Below are 14,558 nucleotides of genomic sequence, written 5' to 3' on the forward strand. Positions count from 1 at the left end.
CCGCAAGTGGGGAGATTACTCGCTTCGTCGCTTTCGCCAATCGTCGGCACGACCTATGCGGGCGCCCCGGCGACCGATCCCCTGATCACCAGGTCCACCGGCCAGATCTCGCCTCGCGCCCCCTCTTCCAGTCCCGATATCCGCGCCGCCAGACGCTCGGCGACGCGGGCGCCGGCGAGACGGATGGACGAGCGCGTCGTCGACAGCGGCACCGAAAAATTCTCCGGCCGCAGCCAGGGAAAGACATCGTCATGGGCGATCAGGGAGACGTCGCCCGGAATGCTCAGACCGAGGTCGCGCACCGCGCGCACGACGCCCAGCGCCATGATCAGGCTGGAGCAGACGATTGCCGTCGGCGCGTCGCTTGCTTCCAGTAGGCGCCTGGTGGCGCGATAGCCGTTCTCCTCTGTCATGACCAGAGAGCAGACATGGCGTTCGCTCAAGGCCAGCCCGCTCGCGGCGAGCGCACGACGCACGCCGCGCTCGCGATGGATGGCGAAGGTCTCGCCGTCGTCGCCATTGATCAGCGCCAGCCGCCGGTGGCCGAGCTGGACCAGCAGCCGCGCGGCCTCGTGGAAGGCGCCCTCATTGTCGATGTCGAGATAGGGATAGTCGAAATCGAAGCCTTCGCTGCGGCCATGGACGATGAAGGGAATGCCCAGCGTGTTGACCAGCGCTACCCGATTGTCCTGCGGCTTGGGAGAGGAGATGTAGACGGCATCGACCTGCCGGTTGGCGACAATGCGCCGATAGGTCGTCTCCTGGTCGTCGGCGTCGGCCGGCGACAGCACGAGGTCGAGTTCGTGCGAACGCGCATAATCGCCAAGGCCGGACAGGAATTCAACGAAATGCGGATCGATGTCGACGGCGGCACCTGTCGGCAGGACATAGCCGATCATGCCCGACTTGCCGGTCGCCAGCCGCCGCGCGCTCGGATTGGGGCGGTAGCCGTGGCGCTTGGCGGCGTCCATGACGCGCCTTCGCGTTTCCTCGTTGACCTCCGGATAGCCGTTCAGCGCCCGGCTTACCGTGGTCTGCGAAAGCGCCAGCATATGCGCGAGCTGCTTGAGGTTCACGAGAGGGCTCCATCCCCAAAGCGCTTTTAAATTGAATCGACCCAAGCACCATAAAGGTGCGGCCATGTTGCGATGACCATAAGCGTGCCCGAGGCGGGTTTGAAACAAAAATTGCTGCTGCACCGCCAAAAAAGCATGCTGCAGCGCACTTCTTTGACCCTGAATGCTTCGAATTAAATCGATTAGTGCATGACCCTCTTGACTCCGGACCGATTCAATGGCGAGATCACCAAAGCCAAAGCGCTTTGGAAGACTCTTCGAAAGGTTGCGGTTCTCTTGCGACTGAGTCACAGTCCTGCGGCGTCGGCGGGCGGAATGGAGGTTCCGTCCGGTGTGTGTGACCCACTGGGAGGGAATACCGATGAAGAAAATGCTTTTGCTGGGTGCCGCGTTCGCCACGCTCGCCCTGAACGTGCCCGCGCAGGCCGAACTGAAGTTCAAGCCAGGCGAGGACGCGCGGTTTCACTGGGCCAACTTCGACGAACTCAAGAAGGTTGACCTCAAGGGCGAGACGCTGACGATCTTTGGCCCGTGGCGCGGTGAGGACGAGACGCTTGCCCGTTCGGTACTCGATTATTTCGCGGAAGCCACTGGCGCCGAGATCAAATATTCCTCGTCCGAAAACTACGAGCAGCAGATCGTCATCGACACGCAGGCGGGCAGCCCGCCGAACATCGCGATCCTGCCGCAGCCGGGCCTGATTCAGGACCTTGCCTCCAAGGGCGTGCTGACCCCGTTGGGCGACGACGTTGCCGCATGGGTCAAGGAGAACTACGCGGCTGGCGATTCCTGGGCCAAGCTCGGCACTTTCGCAGGAAAGGACGGCAAGCCAGGATTCTATGCGCTTCCCTACAAGATCGACGTGAAGGGTCTGGTCTGGTACTCGCCCGATAATTTCGAGGAAGCCGGCTACAAGGTGCCGAAGACGCAGGAGGAACTGGCCGAGCTCGAAAAGAAGATCATTGCCGATGGCGGCAAGCCCTGGTGCATCGGGCTTGGCTCCGGCGGTGCCACCGGATGGCCGGCGACCGACTGGGTCGAGGACATCATGCTGAGGACGCAGCCGCCGGAAGTTTACGACAAGTGGGTGAAGAACGAGATTCCGTTCACCGATCCGGCGGTGGTCAACGCCATCGACATTTTCGGCAAGATCGCCACCGACGACAAGATGGTCGACGGCGGCGCCAAGGCGGTCGCCGCGACGGACTTCCGCGATAGCCCGAAGGGCCTCTTCAGCGTGCCACCGAAATGCTACATGCACCACCAGGCATCGTTCATCCCCTCCTTCTTTCCGGAGGGCGTAAAGCTCGGCCAGGATGCGGACTTCTTCAACTATCCGCCTTACGCTTCCAAGCCGGAACTGGGCACGCCGCTGGAAGTGGCCGGAACATTGGTGATGATCACCAAGGATTCCAAGGCATCCCACGAGTTCATCAAGTTCCTGGAGATGCCGCTCGCGCATGAATTGTGGATGGCGCAAAAGAGCTTCGTGACCCCGTTCAAGGGAGCCAACAAGGACGCCTATGGCAGCGACGCGCTGAAGAAGCAGGGCGAGATCCTGGTCGGCGCGACGACAGTGCGCTTCGACGGATCCGACCTGATGCCCGGCAAGATCGGCGCCGGCTCATTCTGGACCGGCATGATCGACCTGGTCGGCGGCAAGTCCGCCCAGGATGTCGCCACCGACATCCAGAAGAGCTGGGACGGGATCAAATAGGCGACCGGCAGTGACCGCAGCCTAGAAACGCGTCGCGTCGAGACGGATTCACGCGACGCGCTTTAGGTCTTCGTTTCATGCATGTCGTCCTCCCAATGCTGGATCCGGGCTTCGGCCCGGTCCGACCGGCGGCTTCCGCCGGAAACCTTCGCGTTTCAATTGTTCCGAATGACTGAAAGTCGGTGCATCCGATCGCCAGCATTGCCTGGTCGATCATGCGCAGGGAGAGGGACCCATGGCGGCTCAGATTTTCTCGGCTATTTTCGTCATCATCATCGGCGTCGGCGGCTGCGTCGCCTATTTTTGGGGCGCCAACAGACTGGTCGACCTGATATTTCCGTCGCGCGGCGTCTCTGGCGCGGCGGCCATCGACAATCTGCGCCGACAGGGACTGGTGCGGCCGTGGCTGTTCGTCGGTCCGGCGATGATCATCCTGACCATCTATCTGATCTATCCCGTCATCGAGACGCTACGGCTGTCGTTCCTCGATCGCGGCGGCGTCAATTTTGTCGGCCTGGCCAACTATCAGTGGGCGTTCGGCGACCGCGACTTCCGCAACTCGATCCTCAACAATGTGTTGTGGCTGGCCGTGGTGCCCGCCGCCTGCACTTTCCTCGGCCTGATCATTGCCGTGCTCACCGACAAGATCTGGTGGGGCACGATCGCCAAGAGCCTGATCTTCCTGCCGCTGGCGATCTCCTTCGTCGGCGCCAGCGTGATCTGGAAATTCATCTACGAGTATCGCGGCGAGGGCCAGGTACAGATCGGCATCCTCAATGCCATCATCCAGCATTTCGGCGGCCAACCACAGGTCTGGATATCGCTGCCGTTCTGGAACAATTTCTTCCTGATGGTGATCCTGATCTGGATCCAGACCGGCTTTGCCATGGTCATCCTGTCGTCGGCGCTGCGCGGCATTCCCGAGGAAACGCTGGAAGCCGCCGTCATCGACGGCGCCAACCCGTTCCAGATCTTCTGGAAGATCATGGTGCCGCAGATCTGGGGCACCATCGCCGTCGTCTGGACCACGATCACCATTCTCGTGCTCAAGGTGTTCGACATCGTGCTGACCATGACCAACGGCCAGTGGAACAGTCAGGTGCTGGCCAATTTGATGTTCGACTGGATGTTCCGCGGCGGCGGCGATTTCGGCCGCGGCGCAACGATAGCCATCATCATCATGATCGCGGTCATCCCGATCATGGTCTGGAATATCCGCCAGGCCAACAAAGAGACGGGAGGACACTGAGATGGCCGTCGCGACCGGAAATTCCTTCGCCAGCCGCTTCGGCGTTCACATCGCGGTGCTGGTCTTCGTGACGATCTGGACCATTCCAACGCTCGGCATCCTGGTCTCCTCGCTGCGTGACAAGGACCAGATCATCGCCTCGGGCTGGTGGAATTCGTTCGCCAGTTCCACCCAGACCGAGGCCGGCCGCCTGCCGCCCGCCTCGGCGCAAGTCCAGAAGGACGGCAAGTTCGTTCTGGAAGGCAGCATCTTCGGCGACGGCGCCAAGCGCGACATCAGCGCCTTCGGCGTCAAGTCGGCGGCACCGACGCAATATGCGGCCGGCACATCGGCCGATCTCGGCGACGGCGTGACCCTGCAGGTCAATGCCGACGGCAGCTTCGTCATGACCTCGCCCAAGGCTTTCGAGGGCGACCGCGGCCAGCGCCTCTATTACGCCTCGTCGGCGCCGCCGAAATTCACCACCGACAACTACCGGTCCGTGCTGTTTTCGGAAGGCATCGGCCGCTCGTTCATGAACTCGCTGACCGTCACCATCCCGGCGACGGTGATCCCGATCCTGATCGCGGCTTTCGCGGCCTATGCGCTGGCCTGGATGCGCTTTCCCGGCCGGGCGCTGCTGATCGCGGTGATCATCGGCCTCCTGGTGGTGCCGCTGCAGATGTCGCTGATCCCGCTGCTGAAACTCTACAACGGTGTCGGCTCGTTCTTCGGCGTACCGTCGAAAACCTATCTCGGCATCTGGCTGGCGCATACCGGCTTCGGGCTGCCCTTCGCCATCTACCTCCTACGCAGCTACATAGCCGGCCTGCCGCGCGAAATCATGGAATCGGCGCGCATCGACGGCGCCAGCGATTTCGAGATCTTCGTCAAGATCGTGTTGCCGCTGTCGTTCCCGGTGCTGGCCTCGTTTGCCATCTTCCAGTTCCTGTGGGTATGGAACGATCTTCTGGTGGCGATGGTTTTCCTCGGTACGGAAGCAGACCAGATCGTGCTGACGGCCAAGCTCAATGCGCTGCTTGGTTCACGCGGCGGCGATTGGGAGATCCTGACGACATCGGCATTCGTGACCATCATCGTGCCGCTGATCGTGTTCTTCTCGCTGCAGCGCTATTTCGTCCGCGGGCTGCTTGCCGGCTCGGTGAAAGGAGGCTGAGACCATGCAATCCGCTTTGAAAGCCAGTTCGAAACCTGACCTCGCCATCGATCGCGACTGGTGGCGCGGTGCGGTGATCTACCAGATCTATCCGCGCAGCTACCAGGATTCGAACGGCGACGGCATTGGCGACCTCAAGGGCATCATCCAGCGGCTGCCCTATATTGCCGCACTCGGTGCGGACGCCATCTGGATTTCGCCTTTCTTCACGTCGCCGATGAAGGATTTCGGCTACGACGTCTCGGACTATTGCGATGTCGACCCGATGTTCGGCACGCTGGCCGATTTCGATGCGCTGACGGCGGAAGCGCACCGGCTGGGTCTCAAGGTGATGATCGACGAGGTGCTGTCGCACACCGCCGACATCCATCCCTGGTTCAAGGAAAGCCGGTCGAGCCGCACCAATCCCAAGGCGGACTGGTATGTCTGGGCGGACGCCAAGCCCGACGGCACGCCGCCCAACAACTGGCTGTCGATCTTCGGCGGATCGGCCTGGCAATGGGACACCAGCCGCCAGCAATATTACCTGCATAATTTCCTGGCCGAGCAGCCCGATCTCAACTTCCACAGCCGCGAGGTCCAGGACGCCCTGCTCGACGTCACCCGTTTCTGGCTGGAGCGCGGCGTCGACGGCTTCAGGCTCGACACCATCAATTTCTACTTCCACAGCCAGGGCCTGGAAAACAATCCACCGCTGGCGCCCGAGGAGCGCAACGACCAGACGGCACCGGCGGTCAACCCCTACAACTACCAGGACCATATCTACGACAAGAGCCGGCCGGAGAACCTCGGTTTCCTCGAACGTTTCCGCGCCCTGCTCGACGAGTATCCGGCAACCGCCGCTGTCGGCGAAGTCGGCGATTCGCAGCGTGGGCTGGACGTGGTGGCCGCCTATACGGCCGGCGGCAAGCGCGTGCACATGTGCTATTCCTTCGACTTCCTGGCGCCGGAAAAGATCAGCGCCGCCAAGGTCCGTTCGGTGCTGGAAACCTTCGGCAAGGTCGCAACCGACGGCTGGTCGTGCTGGGCGTTCTCCAACCATGACGTGATGCGCCCGGCCTCGCGCTGGGCGGCTGGCGAAGCCGATCCGACCGCCTATCTCAAGGTCATCTCGGCATTGCTGATGTCGCTGCGCGGCTCGGTCTGCATCTACCAGGGCGAAGAGCTAGGCCTCGGCGAGGCCGAACTGCGCTTCGAGGATCTGCAGGATCCCTACGGCATCCGCTTCTGGCCGGAATTCAAGGGCCGCGACGGCTGCCGCACGCCCATGGTGTGGGATGGCAGCGCCAAGAACGGCGGCTTTTCCCTAGCAAAACCCTGGTTGCCGGTGCCGGCCAAGCATTTGTCGCAGGCCGTCAATGTGCAGCAGGGCGACGAGACTTCCCTGCTCGAGCACTACCGGCGCTTTCTCACCTTCCGCCGCGCCCACCCCGCGCTCGCCAAGGGCGATATCACCTTCATCGAAAGCCAGGGCGACACCGTCGCCTTCACCCGCCGGGCCGGCAACGAGCAGATCGTCTGTGTCTTCAACCTTGGCGCCAAGCCGGCCAAGGTTGACCTTGGCGGACGATCACTGCACCCTTTGCCGGGACACGGATTTTCCGGGCAGGCGAGCACCGGTTCGATCGAACTCGGCGGTTACGGCGCCTGGTTCGGACGCATCGACTGAATTTTAGGAATCACTGGGAGGAACCAATGGCCGATGTCAATTTGAGGCAAGTGAAGAAGTCCTACGGCAATCTCAACATTCTCCACGGCATCGACCTCGATATCAAATCGGGCGAGTTCATCGTCTTCGTGGGTCCGTCGGGCTGCGGCAAGTCGACCCTGCTGCGCTCCGTAGCCGGGCTCGAGGAAATCACCTCAGGTGAGCTCAAGATCGATGGCGAGGTGGTCAACGACGTGCCACCGTCGAAGCGGGGCATCGCCATGGTGTTTCAGTCCTACGCGCTCTATCCGCACATGACCGTCTACGACAACATGGCGTTCTCGATGAAGATCGGCAAGGAGAACAAGGCCGAGATCGACCGGCGCGTGCGCCAGGCGGCGGAGATCCTGCAGCTGACCAAATACCTCGACCGGCTGCCCAAGGCGATGTCGGGCGGCCAGCGCCAGCGCGTCGCCATCGGTCGCGCCATCGTGCGCAATCCGAAAGTGTTCCTGTTCGACGAGCCGCTGTCGAACCTTGACGCGGCGCTCCGCGTCGCCACCCGCATCGAGATCGCCAAGCTCAAGGAATCGATGCCCAACACGACCATGATCTACGTCACCCATGACCAGGTCGAGGCCATGACGCTGGCCGATCGCATCGTCGTGCTCAAGGAAGGCCATATCGAACAGGTCGGCACGCCGATGGAGCTCTACAAGAAGCCCGGCAATCTGTTCGTCGCCCAGTTCATCGGCTCGCCGGCCATGAACATCCTGCCGGCGACCATCGACAAGACCGGAAACCCGACAATCGTCAGCCATGTCGGCGGCCGCAAGGCGACGGTGCCGATCGCGACACCGGCTTCGGCGAAGGGCGCGGCGGTAAGCTTCGGCGTGCGACCAGAGGACCTGATCATCGCCAGCGGCACGGACTATCTGTTCGAAGGCACGGTGGATTATGTCGAACAGCTCGGCGAGGTCCAGCTGGTCTATGTCGACATCGGCCGCGCCGACCTGCCGCTGGTGACCAAGCTGCCTGGCAATGTCGAGGTCAAGCGCGGCTCGACATTGCGGCTGAGCGCCAATGCCGAGGACCTGCATATCTTCGACGCGGATGGCCGGTCCTTCGCGCTGCACGAGGCGGAAGCAAAGGCGGCTTGAGCTAAAAGCCGGCCTCAACGACAAAAAACGGCGGGCCATGCCCGCCGCTCATTTTTAAAACCGACTTCGACTGTTAGTGATTGCCGAAGTGGTCCCGGTCGTTGCTCTGAGGGGCCGGCTTCTGCACGTTGCCCGACGAATTGAGCAGCTTGTAGACAGGCGAGCCGCTGTCGCGGATCGAACCGGTATGCGAAGCGTCCACATCGGTCGAAGTCACGGCAGGCTGGTTGGCGCCATTGGAGCCATAATTGTCGCTGCCGGCGAAAGCGCTGCCGGAAATCGCCAGAACGGCGGCGGCAGCAAGGATGATCTTCTTCATTTCAAGTCTCCTGAAGTCTCGAATTCCACGGCATGGCGGGCAAACCCGCCGTTGCCGGGTCGGCTTTAGTTGTTGCCGAAGAGGTTGTGGTCGGCGCCGACGACAGGCTTCTGGTCAGCCGGTTCCGACTTCTTGGTCGAAGCCGTGTACGAATTGTCGGTCGACGTCACGGCAGGCTGGTTGGCGCCATAGTTGTCGCTGCCGGCGAGAGCGCTGCCGGAAATGGCCAGAACGGCGGCGGCAGCAAGAATGATCTTCTTCATTTCAAGTCTCCTGAATTTTGATGAATTTTTGAGTTCGCCAGGACGGCGGGCAAGCAGCCGTCAACCGGCGGTTGGCTGTTAGTGGTTACCGAAGAGGTTGTGGTCGGCACCCTGGACAGGCGTCTGAGCAGCCGGTTCCGACTTCTTGACCGAAGCGGTGTACGAGCTGTCGACGGCAGTGGCTGCAGGGGTCGCATTCGAACCGTAATGGTCCGAACTATAATGGTCGCTACCAGCGAAGGCGCTGCCGGAAATGGCCAGAAGGGCGGCGGCAGTGAGAACAATCTTTTTCATTTTGGGCACTCCAGTATTTTTCCGTCCGTCTAGCGGCGTGTCTTGGGATGAAATCGCGTCGTTCGGACAGCCCCGATTTGGGAAAGCCAGATGGCCGTTTCCAATCACGAAGTTGTTCCGCGTGGACCATGAATCCACCACTTGAAATTGTACCACCGGCTTCCACATCAATTTTTTTGCTTTTTTTATCAATTAGTTAGAAGGATCAAGGGAGCTATCACCAACTGTGTCGGAGGCCCAGCGTTCACAACATCCTGCACGCACCGTCAACAGAAACGAACCGTTCGGTTCGATTTTAGGTTTCGCTAATAGTCACTTTTCGAAACTGTTAACCTTTCTTTGGCTCCGGCCAAGGATCGAAAAACAACGTTTGGGGTGCTGGCGACGAGCCGGTTTCAAAGGTCGCGATCCTTGTACGGACGATCTTGCATGCGTGTCGCGCCGCATGGATGCGATGTCGTTTTCATGCCGACGCCGCGATGCATGCCGTGATTAGATCACGCCATCTCAGGTGCCGCTTCGTGACGACGGAGTGGAGAATTGGGAAGCCGGTCAGAATCCGGCGCTGCCCCCGCAACGGTGGTGGAGTTCAAGTCGCAACGGGAGACCACTGGGCGAAAGCCTGGGAAGGTGTCGCGATGGTCCGCAAGGACGACTCCAGAGCCCGGAAACCAGCCCGAGATTGCTAGAACTCGACTGATCGCGGTGGGCGGTCAAGGGGTGGATGATGCATGCCCGGCTGGCGCCGGCCTGCGTCCGATCCTTCCTCCATCACCACCAGTTCAGTCCTTGGATATGAGGACAGGACATGGATGCTCGCAACGACATGCTGAGGCTCTTGAACAGCCGCAGACAGGGCTTTTCGCTGGAACAGCCCTTTTACACCGATCCGGACTACTTCAAGCTCGACATGGAGCTGATCTGGTATCGCGATTGGCTGTTCATCGGCCATGATTGCGAGCTGCCCAAGCCAGGCAGCTTCATCACCGTGCAGATCGGCGACTATCCGGTCGTGCTGGTGCGCGATCAGCAGGGCAAGATCAACGCCTTCCACAATTCCTGCCGCCACCGCGGCAGCCGCGTCTGCAACACCGAGAAGGGCATGGCCGCCAAACTGGTCTGCCCCTATCACCAGTGGACCTATGAGCTGGACGGCCGCCTGCTGTTCGCCCGCCAGATGGCCGAGGGTTTCGACAAGAGCCAGTTCGGGCTGAAGCCGGTCGCCTGCGAAAGCGTCGCCGGCTATATCTTCATCTGCCTGGCGAAGGAGCCGGCCGACTTCGCGCCGATGCGGGCGATGATCGAACCCTACCTCAAGCCGCACCGGCTCGGCGAGGCGAAGATCGCCTTCGAGAGCACGATCATCGAGAAGGGCAACTGGAAGCTCGTCTGGGAAAACAACCGCGAGTGCTATCATTGCGCGGGCAATCACCCGGAATTGTGCAAGACGTTCCCGGAAGCACCGACCGTGACCGGCGTGCAGGGCGCCGACAGCGATCCGGAGATGCTGGCGCACTGGGCGAAATGCGAGGCGGCCGGCCTGCCGAGCAAGTTCCGCATCGATCCGGCCGGACAGTATCGCGCCACCCGCGCGCCGCTGCTGCGCGATGCCGTCAGCTACACGATGAGCGGCAAGCGGGCGGTGAGGAAGAACCTCTCCGACAACGTCTCGGCCGACCGCATCGGCACCTTGATGCACTATCACTACCCGACGACATGGAACCATATCCTCATCGACCATGCCGTGACCTTCCGCGTGCTGCCGATCAGCGCCACGGAAACCGCCGTGACGACCAAATGGCTGGTCCACAAGGATGCGGTCGAGGGCGTCGACTACGATCTCACCGAACTCACCCATGTGTGGACCGAGACCAACGACCAGGACCGCCGCATCGTCGAGGAGAACGCCTTCGGCATCCTGTCGCCGGCCTATGAGCCCGGCCCCTATTCGGAGTTGCACGAGGGAGGCGTCATCCAGTTCGTCGACTGGTACGCCCGCTTCATCGGTCCGCGCCTTGCCGAAGACGGCAAGCCGGCGCTGCGCAGCGTTGCGTGAGCTCATGTTGCCCAAACACGACATGAGCAGGGCAAGAAGGACCAGAGGATGAATGCGATGACCGATCTTGGCCTCTATCGCCATCTCGACCAGATGGCGCCGTGGAACGACCGGCTCCAGGTGCTGGAAGTGATCGGCGTCAGCGATGAGGCGCCCGACGTGAAGACCTTCACCTTCCGGTCCGACAACCAGACCTGGTTCCGCTACAAGCCGGGCCAGTTCGTGACGCTGGAGCTGCCGACTTCGGACGGGCCGCTGATGCGCACCTACACGCTGTCATCGTCACCGTCGCGGCCATTCTCGATCGCGGTGACGGTAAAGGCGCAGGCCGGCAGCATCGGCACGCGCTGGATGTTCGACCATCTGGTGCCCGGCTCGCACGTCAAGGCCTACGGGCCGGCAGGCGATTTCTCGCTGCACAGCCATCCGGCGGCCAAATATCTGTTCATCTCGGCCGGTTCGGGCGTGACACCGATGATGTCGATGCTGCGCTGGCTGAACGACTGCGCGCCCTGGACCGATGTCGGCTTCGTCAATTGCGCGCGGCGCGCGGAAGAGATCATCTTCCGCAAGGAGCTCGAACTGCTCGGCGGCCATATGCCCGGCCTGTCGCTCGGCTTCATGATCGAGGAGCGTTCCAGCCGCGAGGGCTGGTACGGGCATATGGGCCGCATCGACGCGATCCGGCTGCCATTGCTGGCCCCGGATTTCCGCGAGCGCGAAATCTTCTGCTGCGGCCCCGATCCCTTCATGCGCGCCGTGCGCGGCATGCTTGAAGCCGCCGGCTTCGACATGACGCAATACCATCAGGAGAGCTTTGCGGCCCCTGCCGTGGAGGCGGTCCCGGCGCCGTTCGCGGCGCCTGCGGAAGGCGGCACGGTTGTTCCGGTCGAAGCGGCAACGCCAATCCGCTTCTCGCTTTCGGAGGTCGACGCCGAATGCCTCGCCGGCCAGACGGTGCTGCAGACGGCGCGCGCTTCGGGCGTGCGGATCCCCGCCGCCTGCGAATTCGGCCTGTGCGGAACCTGCAAGGTGAAGAAGGTCTCCGGCGATGTCGAGATGAGCCACAATGGCGGCATCCTCGATCATGAGATCGACGACGGCTTCATCCTGGCCTGTTGCTCCAAGCCGCTGTCGGCACTGGAAATCGAGGCGTAACCAGCAGGCAGGGCCTGCGGTCGCGCCCGCCGGGCCTGCGGGCCATCTTGCCAAAAACCCTGCAAATGGTTAGACGCCTCTACAACGGTAGGGTTGACCGTGAGGGTCGAGGATCATCTCCGCGGCCTGCTTCGGCGGGGAGCAAACATGCGACAATCCGGCATCTATGCCATAGCGAGCAAGGACATCGTCTTTGAATCCTTCGACGGCGAAGCCGTCGTTCTCGACCTGACGACGGGCAAATATTTCGGCTTCTCGGATTCAGGCAGCAGGCTTTGGGATGCGCTGTCGTCCGGCGTGCCTGCCTCCGAACTGGTCGGAGCCGCAACGGCAGCCGGCGCGCTGGGTGCCGCCGAGATTGACGGCTTTGTTTCACAATTGCTCGAATTCGGCTTGCTGGCGGCCGTGACCGATGCCGCTGCAAAACCGGTTCCCAGCGAATTGCTGGCTCAGCTTGCGGGTGCCAGCGAGCCCCTCAAGGTCGATATCCATGACGACCTTGCCGATCTCATCGTCGTTGACCCCATCCACGAGGTCGAGGAACCCCTCGGTTGGCCCGCGGTGAAGCAGGCCAACTGAGGCGCGCGCATCAGGCACTCTCGTCGCTGGACGGCGTCGGAACAGGCAAACCATGCCGAAAGTCACTCTCGATAACCTGGCGGACTACGCACGTCATGTGCTGGCGCAGGCCGAAAGCAGCGCCGCGTATTATCCGCTGACGCGCACGGTGGGCCTGCCGCATCTGGAGCTGACCGCGCATCTGAGTGCCGGCGCGTTCGCGGATGCCGTCGTTCACGGCTTTGTCGCTGCTCCGGGCAATGGGGCGGCTGCCAACACCTGCCGCATCTTCGTCGCGCATCCCGGCGTGGATGGCATCGCGGCGCCAGCCAGTTGGGGCCAAGGACCCTTCACGGAGCATGCCTTCGCCAGCCGGCTGGCGGAAGCCGGACTGCGCGGCAACCATTTCCACGACCTGGATTTCTGGCAGTTCTACGACCCCGATCGCCGTCTGGGCGTGCAACTGATGACCGCCGATGACAGGTTCCCGCCTTGGGAGCCGGGGGCGCCGCTCCGCCCCTTCCTGCATTGGGAATATGCGGCGCGCGGCATGCGGCTGGCCCATGCGGGCACGCTGGGTGTCGGCGGCAAGGGAATTCTGCTCGCCGGAGCAGGCGGCGCCGGCAAATCGGGAACGGTCGTCGCCGGCCTGCTCAACGGGCTCGACAGTGTCGGCGACGACTATGTGCTGATCGACCTTGCCAACGGGCCGACCGCGCATCCGTTGTTTGCCACGCTCAAGCAGGATCCCGAGGGCTTCGAGCGGCTGGGCTTGAAACACCGGCTGAAATCCTATGGTCCGCTCAACTGGCAAGGCAAGCACCAGTTCCGCATCGATGACCTTGCGGCACGGGCAATACCCGCGCGGCTGGACATCGTCGCGTTGATGGTGCCTCATATCAGTGGGGGCGAGGCAAGTTCGATCATGCCCGTGTCGCGCAAGGAGGCAATGATTGCACTGGCGCCGTCCGGCATCTCGCAAATGCCTGGCGAGCGCGAGAGCGGCTTTCGCTTTTTCAGCGACCTCACCCGGCAGCTGCCATGCTACCAACTCTCGCTGGGGACGCACCCACAGGAGATCGCCGGCACGATTTCGGATTTCATCATGCGGAGCAACGCGTGAGATTGAGCGTCATCATGCCTGTCTACAACCGCGAGCACTATGTCGTTGCGGCCTTGCGATCGCTGCTCAGGCAGCGGGACGATGCCGAGCTCGATGTCATCGTCGTCGATGACGGGTCGACGGATGGCACCGTGGACATCGTCCGCGCCGTCATGCGGGAAGCATCGTGCATCCGGCTTTTCCACCAGGCCCACCAGGGTGTGGCAAGTGCGCGCAACACCGGTCTTGGCCAATTGCAGCCACAGACGCAATTCGTATCGTTCCTGGACTCCGATGACATCTCGCCATCCGGACGCTTCAAGGCCGACCTCGTCCATTTCAAAGCCGATCCGAGCCTCGACCTGACCTATTCCCTGATGATGATGGTTGAAGATCTCGACGACGAAATGCTGGAGCCGACTCCTGGCAGCCGCCGCAAGATCGCCCGAGGGCTTTCCTTGGCGGCAGGAACATTCAGCAGGAGGCTTATCGACCGGATCGGCAGCTTCGACGAGGCATTCCGTCAGGCCGAAGATACAGACTACCTGCTGCGCGTCTTTGAGAGCGGCCCCAGATTCGTGATGCCAGACACCATTGCGCTCTACTACAGACGTCACCCCGGCAACATGACCAGGGAGCCCGGCGTACCGCTTCGCGAGTACATGCGTGCGATCTACAAGTCGATGAAGCGGCGCAAGGCGGATCCCTCGCTGCATACGGTCGACGGCATTTTCGACCTGAAAGACTCCGCCGACTGGCGGTTCATGTGATATGTCGGGCGGCGAATTCATGATCCGGGGCG

General features: G+C 62.1%; 14 protein-coding genes and 1 riboswitch. Of the genes, 10 read left to right on the plus strand and 4 right to left on the minus strand.

Annotated features, from left to right (window positions below):
- Positions 1 to 53 precede the first annotated feature (53 nt).
- Positions 54 to 1,076 carry a substrate-binding domain-containing protein gene (locus tag LB577_RS21895; protein ID WP_023765591.1) on the minus strand — a complete coding sequence of 341 codons (1,023 nt, stop codon included), beginning with the start codon at positions 1,074 to 1,076 and terminating at the stop codon, positions 54 to 56.
- A gap of 361 nt (positions 1,077 to 1,437) precedes the next feature.
- On the opposite strand from LB577_RS21895, the gene LB577_RS21900 reads away from it, so the two are divergent.
- The 5 genes from LB577_RS21900 (at position 1,438) to LB577_RS21920 (ending at position 8,006) form a co-directional block, all read left to right on the plus strand.
- On the plus strand, positions 1,438 to 2,793 hold the full coding sequence (locus LB577_RS21900) for an ABC transporter substrate-binding protein (RefSeq protein ID WP_224688310.1): 1,356 nt from the start codon (positions 1,438 to 1,440) through the stop codon (positions 2,791 to 2,793).
- A 235-nt stretch (positions 2,794 to 3,028) separates the two neighbouring features.
- Positions 3,029 to 4,042 (plus strand): carbohydrate ABC transporter permease, encoded by a 1,014-nt coding sequence (locus tag LB577_RS21905; RefSeq protein ID WP_013891616.1) that lies wholly within the window; start codon positions 3,029 to 3,031, stop codon positions 4,040 to 4,042.
- 1 nt (position 4,043) lies between these two features.
- Positions 4,044 to 5,198 carry a carbohydrate ABC transporter permease gene (locus tag LB577_RS21910; RefSeq protein ID WP_224688313.1) on the plus strand — a complete coding sequence of 385 codons (1,155 nt, stop codon included), beginning with the start codon at positions 4,044 to 4,046 and terminating at the stop codon, positions 5,196 to 5,198.
- A gap of 4 nt (positions 5,199 to 5,202) precedes the next feature.
- Positions 5,203 to 6,867 carry an alpha-glucosidase family protein gene (locus LB577_RS21915; RefSeq protein ID WP_224688315.1) on the plus strand — a complete coding sequence of 555 codons (1,665 nt, stop codon included), beginning with the start codon at positions 5,203 to 5,205 and terminating at the stop codon, positions 6,865 to 6,867.
- Between the two features lie 26 nt (positions 6,868 to 6,893).
- Positions 6,894 to 8,006 carry an ABC transporter ATP-binding protein gene (locus LB577_RS21920; protein ID WP_224688317.1) on the plus strand — a complete coding sequence of 371 codons (1,113 nt, stop codon included), beginning with the start codon at positions 6,894 to 6,896 and terminating at the stop codon, positions 8,004 to 8,006.
- 73 nt (positions 8,007 to 8,079) lie between these two features.
- On the opposite strand, the gene LB577_RS21925 is transcribed toward LB577_RS21920, so the two are convergent.
- The 3 genes from LB577_RS21925 to LB577_RS21935 all read right to left on the minus strand — a co-directional run bounded on the left by LB577_RS21925 (position 8,080) and on the right by LB577_RS21935 (position 8,882).
- Entirely contained in the window at positions 8,080 to 8,325 is a 246-nt protein-coding gene (locus LB577_RS21925) for a DUF680 domain-containing protein (RefSeq protein WP_224688319.1), read from the minus strand.
- Positions 8,326 to 8,390: 65 nt separating this feature from the next.
- The gene (locus tag LB577_RS21930; RefSeq protein ID WP_023765596.1) at positions 8,391 to 8,588 is read right to left on the minus strand and encodes a DUF680 domain-containing protein; all 198 of its coding nucleotides are present in this window, start codon (positions 8,586 to 8,588) and stop codon (positions 8,391 to 8,393) included.
- Between the two features lie 78 nt (positions 8,589 to 8,666).
- Complete coding sequence (locus tag LB577_RS21935) at positions 8,667 to 8,882, minus strand: DUF680 domain-containing protein (RefSeq protein ID WP_224688321.1); 216 nt, start codon at positions 8,880 to 8,882, stop codon at positions 8,667 to 8,669.
- A 492-nt stretch (positions 8,883 to 9,374) separates the two neighbouring features.
- Positions 9,375 to 9,577: riboswitch (cobalamin riboswitch) on the plus strand.
- Between the two features lie 113 nt (positions 9,578 to 9,690).
- On the opposite strand from LB577_RS21935, the gene LB577_RS21940 reads away from it, so the two are divergent.
- The 5 genes from LB577_RS21940 (at position 9,691) to LB577_RS21960 (ending at position 14,526) form a co-directional block, all read left to right on the plus strand.
- Positions 9,691 to 10,938 (plus strand): aromatic ring-hydroxylating oxygenase subunit alpha, encoded by a 1,248-nt coding sequence (locus tag LB577_RS21940; RefSeq protein WP_224688324.1) that lies wholly within the window; start codon positions 9,691 to 9,693, stop codon positions 10,936 to 10,938.
- Between the two features lie 57 nt (positions 10,939 to 10,995).
- Complete coding sequence (locus LB577_RS21945; protein WP_224688325.1) at positions 10,996 to 12,096, plus strand: hybrid-cluster NAD(P)-dependent oxidoreductase; 1,101 nt, start codon at positions 10,996 to 10,998, stop codon at positions 12,094 to 12,096.
- A 147-nt stretch (positions 12,097 to 12,243) separates the two neighbouring features.
- Complete coding sequence (locus tag LB577_RS21950) at positions 12,244 to 12,675, plus strand: PqqD family peptide modification chaperone (RefSeq protein WP_224688327.1); 432 nt, start codon at positions 12,244 to 12,246, stop codon at positions 12,673 to 12,675.
- A 52-nt stretch (positions 12,676 to 12,727) separates the two neighbouring features.
- Positions 12,728 to 13,777, plus strand: coding sequence for a serine kinase (locus tag LB577_RS21955; protein WP_224688329.1), 1,050 nt, complete (start codon positions 12,728 to 12,730; stop codon positions 13,775 to 13,777).
- The gene (locus LB577_RS21960; RefSeq protein ID WP_224688331.1) at positions 13,774 to 14,526 is read left to right on the plus strand and encodes a glycosyltransferase family 2 protein; all 753 of its coding nucleotides are present in this window, start codon (positions 13,774 to 13,776) and stop codon (positions 14,524 to 14,526) included. The genes LB577_RS21955 and LB577_RS21960 overlap by 4 nt, the downstream gene beginning before the upstream one ends.
- Positions 14,527 to 14,558 lie beyond the last annotated feature (32 nt).

Origin of the sequence: Mesorhizobium sp. B283B1A (assembly GCF_020165735.1) — a bacterium.
Lineage (GTDB): Bacteria > Pseudomonadota > Alphaproteobacteria > Rhizobiales > Rhizobiaceae > Mesorhizobium > Mesorhizobium opportunistum.